The sequence below is a fragment of the Psychrobacter sp. S1-30-MNA-CIBAN-0213 genome (assembly GCF_040309845.1).
Taxonomy (GTDB): Bacteria; Pseudomonadota; Gammaproteobacteria; order Pseudomonadales; family Moraxellaceae; genus Psychrobacter.
Map to the genome: position 1 here is coordinate 28,193 of NZ_JBEOPE010000006.1, position 19,781 is coordinate 47,973.

At 41.9% G+C, this 19,781-nt stretch carries 17 protein-coding genes; 8 read left to right on the plus strand and 9 right to left on the minus strand.

Annotated elements, in window-relative coordinates:
• Positions 1 to 7: 7 nt before the first annotated feature.
• Positions 8 to 1,738: an ESPR-type extended signal peptide-containing protein gene (locus tag AAEY87_RS07550; protein ID WP_350656625.1), complete on the minus strand. Its 1,731-nt coding sequence runs from the start codon at positions 1,736 to 1,738 to the stop codon at positions 8 to 10.
• An 843-nt stretch (positions 1,739 to 2,581) separates the two neighbouring features.
• Here AAEY87_RS07550 and AAEY87_RS07555 point away from each other — a divergent pair.
• Together AAEY87_RS07555 and AAEY87_RS07560 are read left to right on the plus strand one after the other, a co-directional pair.
• A complete protein-coding gene (locus AAEY87_RS07555; RefSeq protein ID WP_350656626.1) occupies positions 2,582 to 2,884 on the plus strand; it encodes a tautomerase family protein in 303 nt (100 codons plus the stop codon).
• A 58-nt stretch (positions 2,885 to 2,942) separates the two neighbouring features.
• Positions 2,943 to 3,521 carry a GNAT family N-acetyltransferase gene (locus AAEY87_RS07560; protein WP_350656627.1) on the plus strand — a complete coding sequence of 193 codons (579 nt, stop codon included), beginning with the start codon at positions 2,943 to 2,945 and terminating at the stop codon, positions 3,519 to 3,521.
• A 139-nt stretch (positions 3,522 to 3,660) separates the two neighbouring features.
• Here the strand turns inward: AAEY87_RS07560 and AAEY87_RS07565 are convergent, their stop codons facing one another.
• From AAEY87_RS07565 to AAEY87_RS07590, 6 genes are all read right to left on the minus strand, one after another.
• The gene (locus AAEY87_RS07565; protein ID WP_068328801.1) at positions 3,661 to 4,326 is read right to left on the minus strand and encodes a class I SAM-dependent methyltransferase; all 666 of its coding nucleotides are present in this window, start codon (positions 4,324 to 4,326) and stop codon (positions 3,661 to 3,663) included.
• A gap of 481 nt (positions 4,327 to 4,807) precedes the next feature.
• Positions 4,808 to 5,422: a hypothetical protein gene (locus AAEY87_RS07570; RefSeq protein WP_350656628.1), complete on the minus strand. Its 615-nt coding sequence runs from the start codon at positions 5,420 to 5,422 to the stop codon at positions 4,808 to 4,810.
• 69 nt (positions 5,423 to 5,491) lie between these two features.
• Entirely contained in the window at positions 5,492 to 6,196 is a 705-nt protein-coding gene (locus AAEY87_RS07575) for a hypothetical protein (RefSeq protein WP_350656629.1), read from the minus strand.
• 84 nt (positions 6,197 to 6,280) lie between these two features.
• On the minus strand, positions 6,281 to 7,036 hold the full coding sequence (locus AAEY87_RS07580) for a phosphate/phosphite/phosphonate ABC transporter substrate-binding protein (protein WP_227514057.1): 756 nt from the start codon (positions 7,034 to 7,036) through the stop codon (positions 6,281 to 6,283).
• Between the two features lie 3 nt (positions 7,037 to 7,039).
• On the minus strand, positions 7,040 to 7,534 hold the full coding sequence (locus AAEY87_RS07585; RefSeq protein WP_068037032.1) for a PAS domain-containing protein: 495 nt from the start codon (positions 7,532 to 7,534) through the stop codon (positions 7,040 to 7,042).
• 189 nt (positions 7,535 to 7,723) lie between these two features.
• Positions 7,724 to 8,086, minus strand: a complete 363-nt coding sequence (locus tag AAEY87_RS07590; RefSeq protein ID WP_068037029.1) for a roadblock/LC7 domain-containing protein — start codon at positions 8,084 to 8,086, stop codon at positions 7,724 to 7,726.
• Positions 8,087 to 8,745: 659 nt separating this feature from the next.
• Here AAEY87_RS07590 and gdhA point away from each other — a divergent pair.
• The 5 genes from gdhA to AAEY87_RS07615 all read left to right on the plus strand — a co-directional run bounded on the left by gdhA (position 8,746) and on the right by AAEY87_RS07615 (position 16,495).
• Entirely contained in the window at positions 8,746 to 10,092 is a 1,347-nt protein-coding gene (gene gdhA / locus AAEY87_RS07595; protein WP_350656630.1) for an NADP-specific glutamate dehydrogenase, read from the plus strand.
• 772 nt (positions 10,093 to 10,864) lie between these two features.
• Positions 10,865 to 12,763, plus strand: a complete 1,899-nt coding sequence (locus AAEY87_RS07600; protein WP_350656631.1) for a glycosyltransferase family 2 protein — start codon at positions 10,865 to 10,867, stop codon at positions 12,761 to 12,763.
• A 102-nt stretch (positions 12,764 to 12,865) separates the two neighbouring features.
• A complete protein-coding gene (locus AAEY87_RS07605) occupies positions 12,866 to 14,077 on the plus strand; it encodes a glycosyltransferase (RefSeq protein WP_350656633.1) in 1,212 nt (403 codons plus the stop codon).
• 178 nt (positions 14,078 to 14,255) lie between these two features.
• On the plus strand, positions 14,256 to 15,524 hold the full coding sequence (locus tag AAEY87_RS07610; protein WP_350656634.1) for a hypothetical protein: 1,269 nt from the start codon (positions 14,256 to 14,258) through the stop codon (positions 15,522 to 15,524).
• 17 nt (positions 15,525 to 15,541) lie between these two features.
• Complete coding sequence (locus AAEY87_RS07615; protein WP_350656636.1) at positions 15,542 to 16,495, plus strand: glycosyltransferase family 2 protein; 954 nt, start codon at positions 15,542 to 15,544, stop codon at positions 16,493 to 16,495.
• A gap of 66 nt (positions 16,496 to 16,561) precedes the next feature.
• Here AAEY87_RS07615 and AAEY87_RS07620 read toward each other — a convergent pair whose 3' ends face one another.
• Positions 16,562 to 17,410, minus strand: coding sequence for a hypothetical protein (locus AAEY87_RS07620; protein ID WP_350656637.1), 849 nt, complete (start codon positions 17,408 to 17,410; stop codon positions 16,562 to 16,564).
• 237 nt (positions 17,411 to 17,647) lie between these two features.
• Between AAEY87_RS07620 and AAEY87_RS07625 the strand changes: the two genes are divergently transcribed.
• Positions 17,648 to 18,265 (plus strand): PepSY domain-containing protein, encoded by a 618-nt coding sequence (locus AAEY87_RS07625; RefSeq protein ID WP_350656638.1) that lies wholly within the window; start codon positions 17,648 to 17,650, stop codon positions 18,263 to 18,265.
• Positions 18,266 to 18,402: 137 nt separating this feature from the next.
• Here the strand turns inward: AAEY87_RS07625 and hutI are convergent, their stop codons facing one another.
• Positions 18,403 to 19,719, minus strand: coding sequence for an imidazolonepropionase (gene hutI, locus AAEY87_RS07630; RefSeq protein WP_502945458.1), 1,317 nt, complete (start codon positions 19,717 to 19,719; stop codon positions 18,403 to 18,405).
• Between the last annotated feature and the right edge of the window lie 62 nt (positions 19,720 to 19,781).

Below are 19,781 nucleotides of genomic sequence, written 5' to 3' on the forward strand. Positions count from 1 at the left end.
GTACTGGTCAATACCGTATTGTTGGTGGCATCACCAACAATACGGTATTGACACTGATATTGTCCGCTAAGTCGTAATTAATGCCATTATCAACAGTATTGGTTACAACTAGATTGCTATCAGTATTTGTGAAGTTGACATTTTCACCAAGTTGGACGTTATCGTTAGCACCACCAGCCGCGCTGATGTTAAAGCCTTGATTAGCTTGGGCGAGGGCACTATTTGCCGTAGTGTTTGCCGTGTTTGCTGTTGTTTGAGCAGTAGTGACATTGCTATTAGTAGTATTTAACTGATCACCAGTCACCGCCTCGGTTGAACCCGCAGCAACGTTACCATTTTTAAGACCACTTAAGGTACGCACGCCATCAGTACCAGTAAAGTTAACGCTTGTACCGCCAGTCTGAGCGCCAACCGTAATCGCGCCTGTACCGGCATCTTGACGGACGATACCGGATGTGCCACTAGCGGCAGCATCAGCCGTTGCCTGAGCACCTCTGATATCATCAACCAACTTATTCGTGACTGAAAAAACCTGACTGCCATTAATCGCATCGGTAGAGGATGCAGAGATCTCACCTGGCGCCACGTTTTTGATCTGGCGCTCATTACCTATGAGACCTACAGATACTTGACGCCCAGCATCGCCTACATTACCAGCAAAACCTGACGCACCGTCAAACCCTGTAAAGGTGATGCCGTTAACTGTCTGGCTTTCGACCTTTGTTGCGCTACCATCCGTTTTACTGCCTGCACCGATAGCAACCGAGCCTTCTTTGGACGCACTAGCAGAGACACCAAATGCGGCGGATGCAGTACCTCCAGCATTGGCCTGCGTACCAAACGCAGTCGACAGTGCTCCAGATGATACTGCTTGTACACCAATGGCAACAGAAGCGGCACCGCTTGATGCAGTATTTGGATATTGCATACCTGCAGCGGTATTCACCAAATCTCGACCACCAGAGTACTTTTTAAAAGTCGTATTGACTTCACCACTGTTGACTGCGCCAACAGTCTCTGTACCATCTGGGTTTACAGTAGTTCCAGAGGCTTTGTTTAGATCATCACCACCGATGGCAATTGACGAGCTACCTGACGACACTGTGTTCGCACCGATAGCAGTAGACTGATCACCACTCGCTGTAGTGAATTGTCCACCACCTACTCCCCCGATTGCTATTGACTGACCACCTGTTGCTTGAGCATTTTCACCAATGGCTACCGTATTATTACCATCAGCACGGGCATTAACGCCCATTCCTACAGATCCAGAGCCTGTTACTTGAGCATTAACGCCTATGCCTACAGATCTAGAGCCTGTTACTTGAGCATTCGCGCCTAAGCTTACTGAATCACTTGCATTAGTAGTCGCGTTATTACCTATAGCAATACTATTAGTGCCACTAGCATCGCTCTCACAGCCTATAGCGATATCACCAGTAGACTTATCTGCCATGGTATCTGTGCCAAGAGCAGAAATAAGACATTCGTTAGTATCTATTGAACTAGCTCCTACAACAGCTACTGCTTGCATACTAAATCCAGCACTAGCTAGCCCCACGCACAATGCACTAAGGCGCAAGAGTTGCGCGCCTCCCGTTAGCGTGTCATTGGAAGCACTTGCAGCGTTAGAGCTTACGACGGCACTTGATGATTTGCCGCGACTTTTCGCATATTCTGCTACTGCCATAAAACAGTTTAATGACTGATTCCAAATAACTTTATAATTGCGATTCATAAGGTAACATCCTGTAGTGGTCAAAACCCTGCCTGATAACAGTAAGATCTGCTGATAATAAATTGACATTAGTAGAGAAGAAATAACTAATACTTTTAATTAAAGAATAATTTATAATTAATGGTAATACAAAAGTAATACAAAGTGAAGTTAATTAATTTGTATAAACCATAATTAAATTTTTATTTTAACCGAGAATTAATATTCGATTTAAAGAATATAAGTATTTTATATAAATATTTTTATATTCATTTAAACGAATATAAATAAGAGGTTTTTATTTTTTTATAGATGAGTTGTAAGTTTTATATAACTAAAAAAATAGCTTTAAAAGTCATTGTTTTGAGATTGTTTTAAGATTATTAAGCAGGTGTTATCAATGCCTTGTAAGGTATAGTGTACGAAGTATCGATTAGACTATATGAGCATTATTGATATATGGATTCTCGATAATATAAAAAACAAATATGATTTAACAAATAATAAAATATATTAAATTTTATTTATTAATTTTTAATATTAAAATATTAAGATGTAGGATTTTAAATAAAATTATAGTTTTATATTATATTAGAAATTAATTAAAAAATAATGATATTTTTAAATATGTAAATAAATAATAAGCTAAGGATTGTTTTTTTAATTTATATAAATTTAACTATAATAAAATATTTTTTATTATTCCTAAGAAATATAATTTATAATTAAATTAAATTAAATTAAATAAAATAATTTTCTCTAAAGTATATAGGCTTACTTATGATCGTTATCTATGGTGTTAAAGAGAATCTCAATCCTATTTAAGCAGCGCTGTCTACTGTCATTCATAGCTGCAAGCAGTCGGTGCTTGGACTACCAGAGGATAAAAGGGCACAGCGCTTCATACCGCTAGACTCTGAGGATTTTTACTATCCTGCTGATAGGTCTGCAGCTTATACTGTCATTGAGATTAATATGATGGCTGGTCGTACTATCGCTACTCAGAAGGCGCTGATCAAAGCATTGTTTCAACGTATTGAATCAGAGGTAGGAATCGCACTGATAGATATCGAGATTACGATAAAAGAGCAACCAGCGCATTGTCGGGGGTTTCGTGGGCTGATGGGTGATGAGGCACGTAATTTGAAGTATAAAGTGAATGTATAGCGGCAGAATGTAGTAAATGTTAGGAGAGTTAGGCATTGGACGAAGCAGGCAAAATATCATGACGCAAAGAGTGCTAACAACAGAACGGCTTTACCTCAGGCAATGGCAACCAAGCGACTTTGCTGTGTTTGCAGAGATGAATGCTGATTCCGAGGTAATGAAATACTTTCCCAAGCTATTATCGCCAACATTGAGCGATGTGATAGCCAGTAAGTGCCAGCAGCTTATTGAAGATAAAGGTTGGGGGTTTTGGGCGGTGAGTCTAAAAGGCAGTTTACAAAAGAAGGATACCTTTATCGGTATGGTTGGCTTGAATGAAGCACATGCTGATATGCCTTTTGCGCCCAATGTGGAAATTGGTTGGCGACTACACAAATACTATTGGGGACAAGGTTATGCAACTGAGGCAGCAAGAGCCTCGTTAAGGTTCGCATTTGAAACATTAGAGCTTGATGAAGTCGTCGCCTTTACTGCCGTTATTAACAAGCACTCGCAATTGATTATGCAGCGTATTGGTATGACTGATACACAAGAAAACTTTTATCATCCAATGCTTAATCCCAGCCATCCACTTGCTGAGCATGTCTTGTATAAGGTTACTCAACAGCAGTGGCAGGAATCTATTGTTAATAGTTGATTAATAAACTCTAAAGGCAAAAATACAAACCATAGTGGTTAGTAGGATTTTTTCTTACAAATCAGAAACATTTTTGTTAGAAATTTAATAAATTGCCATTATAGTTTTAAGTCAGATTTTTTAAAATCTCTCAAAAATCTTAACTATTTCGAGAAAACGTCAAGATATGCCCCTTAAACGGTAGATCCAAATAAGTAGTATCTTCAGGTTTTATGTGTTGACTACTAAAGCCTGATTCAATCATTTTTGTCGTCAGCTTGTTTTTGCGTCCGCGACCGGGGTCAACGATGATGACTTCACAGTTGGAGCTGGCATGGCGATCAATGAATGCGGCCAATATATCGATATGCTGATCTTCGTAGAGTAGGTCGCTACCGATGATCATATCAAAGCGTCCAAGTTGACTGTTGTCTTCGGCCCAGTCTAAGCGCTCAAAGTTAATTTCTTTATTATTATTTAACGTGGTATTGCGATCAAGGAAGTACTCGACCGTCGGATGATAGTCCGTCGCCGTGATGTCCGCATGCCGATGATTAAGTAGTAGGCTGGATAGTGCCATCCCGCAGCCGACCTCCAATATACGCTTACCCGCGATATTATAATCGAGCATATGGTTAGCCAGTACCAAGCTTGACGGCCATATCACCCCAAACAGCGGCCAAGATGCCGAGCAAATACCTAAATTGAGTGCCTCATCGTCAGGGTCACTGAATTGTTGGTTGTCGCGTAAGGTGCAAATGTGAATATCGGTATTGCCAATTTCAATCGTTTGATAACGCACGCGCACAGTAGTAAGCGAAGTCATAAACTGTCCTAAAAAATGAGCAAGAGTGCAAGGATTGGCAGAGGTTGCCACTATCAGGAGTTGGATAATAAAAAGGTGGGAAAGACTGAGTAACAGCCTATATAAAGAGGTGAGTGTAATTAATTTAAGATTAACTGGACAATATTATGCCTGATAGCTCGGTGAGTTATTGTTATTTCGCAAGGTACTAATATTACTAGCATTACTGATGTTGCTAGCTTTTTGAAGTCTGCTATTAAAAGGAGTCTTCTATAAGACGTGCTACTAGCATAAGCTTTTCTTGTGTGCTGTTCGCCAGCGTGACAGAGGCTGCAAAAATTCATTCCAGCAGCACTGGCTGACTTTTAAAGTGAATGGGTTGTAAGCGTGCACTTAGTTTGGACATATTAGATGCACGATTGCTTGATATCGGAGAGTTTCAGTACGAAGTCATGCCTTGACGAAGTTATATTTTGCATTGACGTTTTTTTATAATGGAGCTTTAGTTATCAAATCGTAGCCCAGAGGTTTTGATGCCCCAGATTAGCTCAACAAAGGCGCGATTATTGGTCAAGGGTTCACCGTCGATAATAAGTGCATAGCCGCCACCATCGATCCACAAAAATACAAAGCTGGTCTCAGGAATCAATAAATCAACTTGTTGGAAGAAAGATATCGCTTGGCTTTCAACTGCCCAGCCGCGCTGTTTTTGACGTAACATAAATCCAGAGAAGTCCGCTGCCGCTACGCTAAGCATGTCGGCTTCTTCTTGGCTGTAGCCAATGCGCGCCAAACAAAACCCTTCATCTGAGGCGATGGCAGCGCGGCGCTTGCCGGATAAGCTTGCCACCACATACGGCAAAAACTGATCAAGTGGTAAGTGGGGAGCGGGCAAAAAGGTAGATAGCTTTTCAATGAAACCTTGTTCAACGAAGTTATTTAACCATCGTTCTGAATACTCCTCCAGCCATGCTGCGACCAGCATCGTCTCGCGATGTGACAACAGTGCCTGTAATGCCAACTGCTGTGCGGTTGGTTCACTTTGGGAAAATGCTTCAAACACGCCAGCAGGGGTTAAGGTAATATAGGTTTTGTCAGCATCATCAAAAGTGGACATAAAAGTTACCTTATCGACAGGATGGAATAAAATAGGGGTTAATCAGTTGCAATGTTAAACCAGCAATAGCTACGCGCTTGCCTCGTTGTCTAAGCTTAGCGTGTTTTTTACTGGCTTAGAGCCTAAGATTTCTTTTGTAGAAGTTGAACCCGTTTGTTCTAATTGCTGTTGGCAATCACTCCAGTGTTCATCAAATTGCCAGTCGCTTTTACCTAAGCGAAACCAAACGATAGAGAAGGCTAAGCGATCATTACAAGCCAAGCAATGAGCAAAAAATTCACGCTCAATTTGCTCAATCGTATTCCAGTCCGCCGCATCACGTGCGCTCATTAGCTCATTGGTAATGTTCCGAGCGATCTCTTTGGCATCATCACTGCTGATACGTAGGCGATGGGTTTGCACGTTCAACGATGGCGTTACCAGTACGCTCCAGCGCGTCGCAAACTCACTGCTGTGCCTTATATAATCAAGCTTGTTGATACAGTTATGAAAGGCGTGCTCTATCTGCGGATGCAGGCGACCTTGAATACGAGCAAAGATATCTTTGACATCGTAAGGAATGTCATACCAACAGCCAAAGAAAAAGTCAGCGACCGCTCCTTGTAGTGGTTCTTTTTCATTAAGCAGCAAAGCGGCATTGATACGCTGTTCGTGATAGTAGCGGTTATTGGGGGCGGCGAAAATCTTCCGAGAGTAATAACGAAACGTGCGACGTGCAGTCATCTCGCCGCTTTTATGTAAAAGTAACTCATCAGTTGGAAATAAATCAGCCATGACGGTATCCTTAATATAAGGGATATTATAGGTTTTAGCGCGACAGACGATACATGATTTTATAAGGGAACGACCTTTTAAAACTTAATCAAGTAAGGTTTCCATCAAATCCAACATAAACTCGCCATCTTCTTCGCTCATCGCCTCAAAGCCTTGCGGCATACCAAGTTCGGCAAGCGCCTCTTTACCACTATCATCTTCATGAAAGGTCAATATCGCCTGACTTAATGCATCCGCTTCAACGAAATCCTCTTTAATCAGTAGCACATGGCTAATATCTGCCAAATCACTTTCGATCAGTACTGACAGTTGTGCTTTGGTCAAACGTGAGAAGCTATGAAAGATTTCTGCTAAGAAGAACGCAGCTTGTGCGTCACCTTTAATGACTTGCCTTGCCGCCGCTTGATAGGTTTCGGTCACTTCCCAGTTTAAATCTGCTTCTTCTAAGTCTACCGCTTCTAGTAAGCGCAGACCGATAAGCTTCACATCGCGGTTGTCTGCCATGGCGACGGTTGCGCCTTTGGTCAAATCTTCTAAGTGATTAATGTCACTATTGGCGGCCGCTGCAATGACCATTTCATCAGATTTACCGATTGGGCGTGCGATGGCGCGATAGCCTTTTTCACGAATCAAAGCGGCAGCATCAAAAGGATTGGCATAGATAATATGTATGTCACCGGCATCGACCATCTCTTCTTGTTCAGCATGAGAGGTAGGTGTATTGAGATGCAAGTGAATGTCCGCACGCTTTTGGATTAAGGTGTTAAACATATGCCAACCTGCAAAACGATCAGGTGAAAAATCAGGGGCGATTAATAGGTTATACATCTTCTCGTTCATGATTTAACCTTCCTCATTCTGTTTCATTTCGGCATATTGCATAGTCGCCGCTTCAATTTTGCTACGCGAGGGCTTACGGCGCACGGACGTATAGCCGACGGTTTGTCCACGGCGTACATTAGGCACGACAGTCGCATATACCCAATAATGGCTGCCATCTTTGCATAAATTTTTGACATAGCCATGCCATTTTTGTCCTGCTTTCACCGTTTGCCATAAGTCTTGATAAGCGGCATTGGGCATATCAGGGTGACGCAATATATAGTGCTGCTGACCGATCAGCTCGTCTGTCGTATAGCCGCTTATTTCGACGAACGCATCATTCACATGGGTGATGATACCGTCCAAATCCGTACGCGAGACGATTAGCTTGCCATCAGGATAGGGACGTTCAATCGCAGAGTCATAAACGCTGCGTGAAGTACCGTCATGATAAGTCAGTGCAACTTTCTCAGCTGGCATATCAGGCTTCGCGGCATCGAGAAGGGGAGAGCCCATAATAACCTCCTATATTTATCATTATAAATTTTCAGTCGTCTATAGTCATAAAACCGCTACGGTCTCAACTTCGCTCGCCATATTAATCTATAGCTTGCTCTTGGTTTGCTTTGGTTTTTTGGCGTCGATATTATTGTGGATCGACTATGCTAGACGACAAGAATGATTTTTATTACCTAGATCTATTACTTAGATCAGCTTGGCAAGTGCTTCTGAGGCGCGTTTAATGTCCAAAAATATCAACCCAAGTTTGGCATTGGTTTTGGCCATAATCGTAAGGACTGCTTCATCGCCCGATGAAGTCATAATTACATAGCCTTTTTCACCTTGAATCATAATACGGTCAATACTGCCACGAGCCAACTCACGACCTGCGCGGTCACCCAACGATAATAACGCTGCTGACATAGCACCAACGCGGTCTTCATCCACGCCTGTCGGCAAAGCTGAAGCTATCATTAAGCCATCGTTTGAGATTAGAGCAGAGGCTTCGACGTCTGCTGATGAGCTATTAAGGTCTTCTAGTATTTGTTGGAACGAATCTGTACGCATAGATATCTCACAATCTCTCATTGTTAAATGGACACAAACCATTCATTGATAATATTCAAAAATAACTTTGTATTTAAACAAAGGATGTATTCAGGTAAACGATTATAATACCTTACTAGCAATGTGGATTATTATAATGCCTTACTATTAATAATGATATGAAATTATCGAATTTAAGTTAAGTTTTTTGCCATTTGCTTTACTTTTTATACCGCTCATATGCTTATTCAGGCCAATATATGATAAGAATCAATGAGATGCCTTAGGATGTATTCGTCTATAACCATAGCCGTTCATAATTAGTAGCATTTATATTGCAATACGGGATTGACTTTTTTCAGTAGCAGGGTAAATTAAATAGGAGATGTCAAGTAACCAACCGTTTTGACCCTATAAGCTGCGCACCACAATTACTGTCTTTGTCATACCGATCCCATCTGTACATACTCAGTAGTCTCAAAGTGATATGCAATAGACATATAAATGTCATGACGCCTGTCGGTTGCTTAACTTATCGGTTTTTAATCCCGCTAGCCTTTTGTGTACCGAACGCAAAAAACCAATCCTGCATCAGTACTTGCAATGCCGTAGTCTACTGAGTACGGTATTGTAGAGATGTAATCAAGTACCATCACACGTTCTATAGTTAAGGAAGATCTATGAGTATCAGTCAGGCCATCGAAAAAGTTGAAGCGCGCTATGCACATCAACCTGAGTTTGTTCAAGCAGTCAAAGAAGTTGCGCTTACCATTGCCCCTTTATATGATGCTCATCCTGAATACCAAAAATTCAAAATATTCGAGCGTCTAGTAGAGCCTGATCGTATTATTGCTTTTCGTATTAACTGGGAAAATGATAAAGGCGAAGTTCAAGTCAATCGCGGCTGGCGTGTTCAGTTCAGCAACGCTTTGGGACCTTATAAAGGTGGCGTACGTTTTCATCCATCGGTGAATCAATCTATTTTGAAGTTTTTAGGCTTTGAGCAAATCTTCAAAAACGCATTGACCGGTCTACCTATGGGCGGCGGTAAAGGGGGTTCTGATTTTGACCCTAAAGGCAAAACTGATAATGATATTCGTCGTTTTTGCTATGCTTTTATGCGCGAATTGCATCACTATGTTGGTAAAGACGTTGACGTACCAGCAGGCGATATCGGTGTTGGCAGCCGTGAAGTCAGCTATATGTTTGCCATGTACAAGAACTTGACTCACGAGCACGGCGGTGTGTTAACCGGTAAAGGCGTAGGTTTTGGTGGTAGCTTGGTGCGTACGGAGGCCACAGGGTATGGCGCAGTTTACTTCCTAGAGAATATGCTGGCCGCGCAGAACGAAGATATCAAAGGTAAGAGGGTGTTGATATCAGGGGCGGGTAACGTCTCACTACATGCTGCTGAAAAGGTCTTTATGCTCGGCGGCATTGCAATTACGGTGTCTGATTCAAAAGGTACTTTATATGATGAAGCAGGTCTCGATCAAGAAAAAATCGACTGGCTTAAAAAGCAAAAAGAACAAAGTAAGCCGTTAGCTGACTATGTCGATGTCTATGGTGGCGAGTGGTTTGCCGATCAAAAGCCATGGCAGTTTAAGGGCGATATCGCTATCCCTTCAGCCACTCAAAACGAAGTTGATGAAGATGATGCCAAACTCATGGTTGAAAACGGCATAAAATACGTAGTCGAAGGCGCTAATATGCCTCTGACTGCCAAAGCAGTTGATTATATCTGTCTGCATCGTGTGCATTATGCGCCAGGTAAGGCAGCAAATGCTGGAGGGGTCGCAGTATCTGCGCTTGAGATGTCACAAAATTCAGTACGTCAATATAAAAGTTTTGATCAAATTGATGAGCGTCTAAAACTTATAATGAAGAATATCCATGATTGCGCGGCTGAAGCGTCAGAGAAGTACAATCAGACTGACAATGGTTATATTGACTATGTAGCAGGTGCCAACATTGTCGGTTTCAAACGAGTGGCTGATGCATTATGTGCTTATGGTATTTTAAACTAACTTGTGATGTAAGCTAGCTTGTGACATAAGCTAGCTTGTGACATAAGCTAATAAGACTGTAAGGTAGCTTGTTCTCAGCTCTCTTAAAGCAGTCTGAAAGCAGTGCTAGAGCATTCTTAAATACCGCATCTATATCTTATAGGTGCGGTATTTTTTTGTGCAAAATAAAGCTATAGAAATCAATCTATACATAAGACAAGCATCACCTTAACCAACCTTTATAGCATTAAAGAAATAGCTATTAACATGACGTGTATCTTCGAGTATTTATCGTTAGCTATCAAACAATATGATTAATGTATCAAAGACGATAGATAGAGTTATATGGACGCTAAGCGACTAATATAGCAGCGTTTTTACAATAATTACGTGGCGTTACACTACGGGGTGATTATGTACATTTCACAGGTAAAGACTATCATTTCTTTCAACTATCATAGATTTTTATACAGGCAAATAACGATAAGACTTTGAATAATATTACTCAGATAAAATTTAAGACTAATACAAACTGAGTGTCAATTAAGCAGCTATAAGTACATGGGTTGACCCTCTCGCTGATAGATAAATTATGACGATTATAGAAACCGACAAGTTTCTATTTTTCGTTTTAATTTCCTTCTTAGTTAACGGGTAAACACAGGGACAAGACATGAGTATCAATAAAGTAAATTATTCTACAAAAACGTCATTATTTATAAGTGAGGAAACCATAAGACAGAATGCTATAGAAAGGAGTGCTATAGCAAAAGGTGCCATAAGGAGAGATGGTATGAAAGAAGCTGACGTAAATGCAAACCAATACGTTGTCACAGATAATAAAACAAAAAACATAAATAGCTTGAGTTTAACCAAGAATAATACATTAAAGATTCATAGTTCACCAAAGACTGATAGTTCACCTGCTTATCATCTAAAGAATTCTAAAGCTCAAACTGAGAGTCACGGCAGAAGCGATCGTAGCAATAACTTCGAAGAAAAAAATCTCAATAGAAATATCCTGAACAAAACTCTTCTCAATAAAAACATTCTAAATAGAGCAGACAGCCAGACGTACAAAGCTGTATCAAAGAATGCCTATGTTAGTAAAGAAACGCCTATACGTTTAAGTTTTCAGCTAATGACTCGTGCTGAGCCAGCAGCGCTAGTCATTGAGACAATTAAATCATTATTGGCTATCAAAGCAGACGACGATGAGATTTTAATCGTTGATAATAATAATACTCAAATGACCTTATACGAGCCACTAGCACAGTTCTGCGCCAGTCTTGATGCGCGTCATAATGTACATTTTTATCATATCGATTCAGTAGCAGGTTTTAAAGCAGGCGCGCTTAATTTAGCGTTAGGACTCATGGATCCTAATTGCAGCCATATAGTGGTAGTCGACAGTGACTATCAGGCGTTACCGCAGGCGCGATTGTCAATTGCAAACGCCATCGAACGCTATCCGTCTCATGCGCTATTGCAATTTCCACAGTTTTATCGGGACGCAGGTCGAGTCGATATTCATAGCGAGTTAAATCATTATTTCAATCATCATTTATACCGTCCGTTTAACCGTAAACGCGCGCTCTCGACAGGGACTTATGCGGTTATTCGCCGTCGCGCTCTACTAGATTTGGGCGGTTGGTCAGGCGCATCAATTACCGAAGATGCGCAGATGGGTGTGCTGATGCATGGTCGCGGCTTGCGTAGTCAGTTCGTTCCTGAGGTTATCGCAACAGGTCTACTGCCGACTACCTTACACGACCTAATGAGTCAGCGCCGACGCTGGATCTACGGCAATATGCAAGTGCTTAATACTTACTTTTCAGCGTCATCAAACTTGCCTTCAACAAGTTTATTCGCCGCAAGTTCACTCGTCACAAACTTAACCACCACAAAAAAGAAACTTAGTGAGCGTCTAGCTTATATGGGTGCGCACTTATCTCAGCTTAGTGCTTGGGTCAATTTTACTGGTATCTTTATCGTATTGCAGCTATTGACGCTACTTATCATTACGGGTGCTTTGTTGTTTGGCAGCAGTTTGAATATTCATGCTTTGCTCGCTCCGTTGTATATCGTGTATGCGAGCTATGCCATATTCTTGGGTAGGCGCTTATGGGCATATATGCAGGATAGTGCACCGCTCAATCAGCAAACTAGCAATGGAGCTGCGCCAATTTTGGGTAGTCGGTTGCGGGCTTGGGCTGTGCATCTGAATTTTTGGGAGTTGGGCGCTTTATCATGGTGGCCAGTACTATGGGGACAAGAAAAGCCGTTTATCTGTACGCCGAAGCAAGAGTTGATACGTACGCGAAAATCAGTTTATGTTGCCAATTTAATGGCGATGCCTAAAGTACTGCTAATGTTAAATATAACCACAGCCATAATCGTATCGCCATTTTCACTGTTATATTCACCGCTACTATTTGGCTGCGCTGTGATGGTTTGTATTCTAAAAGTATGGGCTGCCAAAGTGATGCTGGATAATTATAGCTATGAAGAATATAAGGTTGCAAATAAAAGGGTAGCTGCTGAGACCTTAATTACTAAAAACCTCAGTGCTATCAGTGCTAAAAGCTTCGTTACTAAAAACTTGTCTCAGCCGCACATGATTAGTATTGCTAAATCAAAAGACAAACCTTTGACGTCTTCATTTAAAGACGACAATGCTGTTAATTTTTAACAACATTAATTTTAATCTCTACAATTTTTATCTGTACCTAATAACTGTCATTCAACTCATATTTAGTTAATTTATACTTAATCAATTCATATTGGACTTGTTATGCTATCTAGCCCTACTGTCGATATATCAAGTATTACTGCTTACCGTGATGCTAGAGTAATAGATACTCCTGTATTGCGCATTGCCATTATTGCGCATTCTCTATATCCAATCGCTCAGCCATACGCAGGTGGTCTTGAGATGATTACCGAGCTTATCTGTGATGAATTGGTCGCTCAAGGACATGAAGTGTTGCTCTATGCGCATGCAGACAGTCAGACTAATGCGACACTCGTGCCCTTTATGACGCGTACGCAGTTTGATGCGTTGGTCTATGACAATGAGCATGATTCGGTAGGTATGAGTCGCGAAGAGCTGTATCAGTATTTGGTTTATCAGCAAGCCATGCGCGATATCATTAGTCGTGATGAGCAGGGTATGATTGATGTCGTACACAATCACAGCTTGCATCATATACCGATGATGATGGGTCAGGCGTTTGGTGCGCGCTTCTTTACCACCTTTCATACGCCGATTTTTCCGCAGCTGCGCTTAGCATTATTGACACTACGTCAAGGCACGCAAACCCAGTTCACCGCGATTAGTGGTCATCAGCAGCAGTTATTTGCTGAGTTCGTGCCTTCTCATGTGGTCTATAACGGTATTGATGTACAGTCATTTGATGCCAATACAAACCCAATTGAAGATGAGGTTTACTTTTGGTATGGGCGCATTTGTGTGGAAAAAGGCACACATCTAGCGATGGAGTATTGCAAAGCGGCAGGCAAGCGCCTCATTATTGCAGGGCCTAAGAGTAATGAGGAATATTTCGACGAATATGTTGCGCCGCTACTAGAAGAAGATAAAAACGATGGGTCTTTATTCAATTACGTCGGCCATCTGAGTAAAGATCAAATCAACGAACGCTTAAGCCAAGTGACTGCTATGCTATTTACCAGTACATGGGACGAGCCTTATGGCTTAACATTGGCTGAGAGCTTGGCTTGCGGCACGCCAGTCATAGGTTTTAATGTTGGTGCGAGCGCTGAGATTGTCACATCATCGACTGGCATTATCGTACCTAAAATGGATAAAGACGCTTTTATTCAAGCTTTTGCTGATATCAAACATATTTCCCGCGCGGCATGTCGTCTGCGTGCTGAGCAGTTTTGTTCCGTTGCTACGATGGTTGATTGTTATCTGCGGCTATACGAGCAGGCTTTGGAAAGTGGTGATAGTAATAGTGCTCAGATTCAGGCCTTGTCTTTCTAGATGATACTTATGATTCAAATTCTAGATGTAGGCTGGGTTTTCAACCCAGCATTTTGCTTTTGCAAAGCTTCAAGGCTTAATTAAAACTCAGCCTACTGAAAATTTTCCAAAAAAACAGACTGACTTGACCAGCTATTTAATTGTCATTTCTCAACAAGTAAGTTCTAGGACATCTTTTATGCGTATTGGCTATTATGCCCATCATCATGGTTCAGGTCACTGCCGCCAAGCAGATAAATTGGTTGTTCTACTGCCGCCTACATTACGCTCGCAGATAACAGTGTTTACCAGTTTGCCTAATGATGGTTATCGCTTTAGCGCGATAGCTGATGAGCAAATCGTACGTTTAAGCGCTGAGGATCAGCTGCCAGAAGATGTACTGCCAGGACGAGCTGGAAAATATTGGCAGCCGAGTAGCTTGCATTACTCGCCAGTAGGTAATCGTCATGTGCAGACGCGCAGTTGGCAGCTGCTCAATGAGATTCGTCAGCGCCGGATTGACCTGATGATTATTGATGTCAGCGCCGAAGTTGCCATGCTATGCCGTACAGCTAGCGTGCCTTACTTATACGTAAGGCTGGCAGGCGAGCGCGATGATGAGCCACATTTGAATGCCTTTGCTGGCGCGCTGGGATTATTAGCCCCTTATCCAAAGGCGCTTGAAGCGCCAGCAACGCCGGACTGGGTACGCCAAAAAACGCTATATCTTGATTTCATGCCCAATAAGACGGATGAGCTGTTAACGTTTACCGCCTTTACAAATAAGCTCATGACGCTCACTACTGATAATACTATTCATGAGCGACTTTACTCGCGTTTAGACGCTGTCAATAAATCAGCTGAAGACAATGCTAACGAAGGCAACATTGTTACTGTCATCAAGGGCTATGGTGGGCATGATGCTATTGATGCCAAGCTGCCAGAGCTACGCCGTGCATTACCGAACGCATTGATTATATCGCTTGGGCCTATTAATGATGAGGCACGTGATTATGTCGATATTGCTGCTCACGTAGATGATGTGACCCCATTTATTGCCTATAGTGATCTGCTTTTGATGGCTTGTGGTTTGAACGGTATTGCGCAAGCGTATGACTATGCGACGCCGCTCGTCGTGTTGCCAGATGAGCGTCCGCATCGTGAGCAAGAAGTCATGGCAGAGGCTCTGATTGAGCAAGGCCGTGCTTTAAGTTGGCCGCAGTTTATCGCTCAAACTTCAAGTTTGGGTAGTCAGGATATACCGTCTTTTTTATCAGTTAACAATAAGTCAATTAACAACGAATCAATTATCAATGAATCAATCAACACTGATAAGACTGCTTTGACGGGTAACCAAGCTAATACGCCAGCGCAAAAATTTATGGATAGTGTCGCTGACTATGTTTCTGTTAAAACCTGGTTTGAGGAATGGCTATTGCCGCAGCTAGGTATAAAACCTGAAAGATAATAAGAGCAAATATTTCTATGACAACGATAACCAAAGCGCAAGACGCCATTCCCATGAGTGTAATTACTACCTGCTATGGACGCAATCGACACCTCTACAATCTACTCAGTAGTTTGGCGCAGGGTAGTGTCAAACCAGCAGAAATTATTATCGTTAATGACGATGCTGAGCATGAACGTCTAGCAGAGTACGATTTAAATATTATTAAGATAGCAACGACTACAGCGACTGAGGATGGATTAGCAAGTAGCGCATCATTTGATATTGGTCGTAACCGTAACCTTGGAGCCGCGCGCGCCACGTATGACGCCATGGCTTTCTTGGATGTAGATTGTATCGTCGCCCCAACCTTTATTGAGCAGCTACATTATAAACTCCAAGCACATTCCAAAGCCTTATTAATGGGTCAACCGCGTTATCTGACGCGTCCTTTAACAGACGATGAGGGTAGTCAGCTACAACAAGGTAAATTAGCAGCCGATTTTTTAGACAAGCTGTCTGTATTTAACCCTTATCGGGATAACTTTGAGTTACAACATCAGGGTACGTTTATTAAACAGACGCAAGATTACGGTGCGTTTTGGAGCCTTTGTTTTGCGATAATGCGCCGTCAATTTGAGCGGATCGGTGGCTTTGATACGGATTATGTCGGCTATGGCGCTGAAGATACGGATTTTGCTTTTATGGCGCGTGCGTTGAATATCGATTTTTACTTAACTAACGATGTTATTTACCATCAACAGCATAGTGTCTATAGACCGCCGCTTAATCATTTAGATAGTATCGTTATCAATGCCAATCGCTTTTATGAAAAATGGCAACATTGGCCGATGTCAGGATGGTTAGCAGAGTTTGCGCAGTTGCAGTTGATTCGCTGGCAAGACGAGCAAACAGTACCGATTAGTATTAATCGACAGCCAAGTGAAGTTGAGATTAGAGCGGCTCATCATCCGGATGCGCCTTATGTTTAGTGTGCTGTATATCCAAATGATGTAGAGGCTCTGTTTTATTAACACTGATTCATTAGTGCTGATGTATTAATACTGACGAATAATCTCGACACTATTAGGCGGCATCGCAAGCTCTTGTCTCTCAAACGCCCAATTATGCCCATCCCAAAAGTGCGCTGTTTTATCATCATTGTTAAAGCCCAACATGACTATCGATAGCGGAGTCGCAGCATTTTGTCGCTGCTGCACATGTAAGCGCGCTGCTAATAATAGCCGATATAACAGAAACCCTGAGGTCGGCGCAGATGAATGGATATCAGTAAAAATAGGATAATCTGCCACCACGCTATGCTGCTCTGATAACACGCGACAATGCTCATCGCTATGCAATAAATCATTTAGCAGTTCTGGAATCTCTAGTACTCGGCTGGCTGTTATCGGGTCATCATTAGGGCTGGGGTCGTCAGCTGGTAATGGAAACTGGTAGTTAGTATTCCCAAACAAGATGCCAAGTGGTGCATGCTTTGCCATATCGAGCATCGCCGTCAAATTATTACTACGCGGTGGCATGCCAAAATGCAATAAACTGTCGCCGATTTTTCTAAAAAATAATAGTTTTGGTAGATCTTTAGCGCTAGGATGGTGGGCAAAAAAATCAGCATGAATAAAGTCGTTAAACAAAACCAGCATATCTGTCGGCTGCAACAGCGCCTCTAAGCTCGCTGTATCTATTGAAGGGTTATTTGCTATTAACACAATTCGTTTACTCTGCAACATTTGCTCTTGAATGATAAGCGGTAAGCTTGCAAAAGCCAAGGCCGACTCAGTATCAAAACTAGAAGTATCAAAATCAGCAATAATGTCAAAATCAACGCCCGTTAAAGAGTGATAAGTATTATCGTATAGTGAGTCTGTTAGGTGGGACGTATTTAGCATAGAGGCTTAAATGACCTAAAAAGGTTAAGTAACATTATAAAAAACGGAATAATATTATACCTTATTTCTACTGCAATAGCATTACCTAAGTGTATGATAGTCATAGAAAAAAGGTAATTATTAGACAATGTTTTACAGTACATTAGTGCTACATTACGCTACCTTTTTGTCTCATGCTTATCCTTATATATCCGTATCATAAAAGCAATTCCATAATAGCTACAAGGATAAAGAGATATGAGTAATATTATTAAAAAATTTCAACTTACTACATTGGGCGCTTGTTTAACTTTAGCATTGAGCACAGGTGTAGTGAGTACAGCTGTTAGTGCTGCCAATCATTCTGACGAAGTGAGTGCCGCTCAAGCAGCGAAAATTAGCCTAAAGCAGGCGATTACTACCGCGAGCAAAGAAGCTTCCGGTACTTTGATTAGCGCAGAGTTTGATGACGATGATAGCGATGCTGAGGGTGATGGCGGTGTCTATGAGCTGGAATTCAGTACTAATACCACTGGTTATGAAATCAAAGTTGATGCTATAACTGGCAAAGTCGTAAAGTCTGAAACCGAAAATTTAGATAAAGATGATGTCGATATTTATGAAGTTCAGCAGCAAGCAAAAATCAAGATTATGGATGCTATCAATACTGCGGAAAAACAAACCAGTGGTCGTGTCTTAGAAATTGAATTCGAAAATGATAATGATTATGCTGATCATCAGACCTACTACGAAGTCAAAGTACTAAAGGCTGATCAAATTGTTGAACTAAATATCGATGCCGAAACAGGTACTGTATTTGAAAATTCAATCGAAGATATAGACGCTGTGCCAGATATGACCGCAGTAGAGTTATAATTTCGACAATAAAATTTAGTTATTCATTTTTAGTCAATAACGAATAGACTGATATGTGATAGCAATTTAGCAGCTCCCATCAAAAGCCCCAATCAATCATTGGGGCTTTTTTAATGGTAAATGTTTATATAAATTCGCTATACCGTCTCACGCCATTTACCTTGAACCATAACACCCGCAATAGGATTTAACCCCATTTGATAAGCAAGGTCAGCAGGGCGCGCGATATCCCATAATGCTAAATCAGCATCGTAACCCACTTCTATTTTGCCTTTTTTGGCGAGACCTAACGCTTGTGCCGCATGAACCGTTGCGCCTGCCAACACTTCTTCAGGGGTTAAATAAAATAGTGTACAGCCCATATTCATCGCTAATAACAGCGACGTTAATGGGGAAGTACCGGGGTTACAATCTGTTGAAACGGCAATCGGAACTTGGTGTTTACGCAATGCTTCAATCGGTGGCAGTTTGGTATCACGTAGCGTATAAAAAGCACCCGGCAGTAGCACCGCTACCGTGTTGCTTGCGGCCATTTTTTTAATATCGTCTTCTACTAAGTGCTCAAGATGGTCGCTTGATAGTCCTTGGTATTCTGCTACCAAAGCACTAGCGCCTATGTTTGAGAGCTGCTCAGAATGCAACTTAACTGGCAAGCCTAACGAACGAGCAACTTCAAAGACGCGCTTAATTTGCTCAGCAGTAAAGGCGATGTTTTCGCAGAAGCCATCGACCGCATCGACCAAACCCTCGCTATGCAAGATTGGCAACCACTGACAAACTTGCTCAATATAGTCATCGGCACGGTCTTTATACTCCGGAGGTAGCGCATGGGCGGCCAGATAAGTGGTGCTGACATGAATGTTGTGTTTATCACCGAGCGCGCGGGCGACTTTTAGCATTTTACGTTCAGTTTCTAAATCCAGTCCATAGCCAGATTTGATTTCGACACTGGTCACGCCTTCTTTGATGAGCGCGAGCAGACGTTTTTCACTTTGTGCAAACAATTCTTCCTCATTCGCTGCGCGGGTGGCGCTAACGGTTGAGACAATGCCGCCACCTTGTGCCGCGATATCTTGATAACTGGCACCTTGCAATCGCGCTTCGAACTCGTTGCTGCGGTTACCGCCATAAACGATATGGGTATGACAATCGATGAGTCCAGGCGTGACCCAGTTGCCATCAACATCTTTGATTTGATCGCTTTTATAATGAGTGAGGTGCGGCTTTATTTGCTCATGCGTGCCAATCCATGCAATTTTACCGTCTTTGATACCGATAGCGGCGTTTTCTAACTGACCGTAAGGGGTGCTTTTTTCTTGGTTGTCGCTATAAATATCAAACCCGTATTGCTCTGAAAAGGTGGCAAGATTGGCATTAATGATGATGTGGTCAAATGATGTCAGGGTGGAATTGTTTATAGGCGTTTGGTCTGTAGGATTTGTAGTATTAGTCATGATGTGCTCCTGCTTATTTTAGTTTAGAGCTAGCAATTTTGAGTAAGAAGCTACAGTCAGTT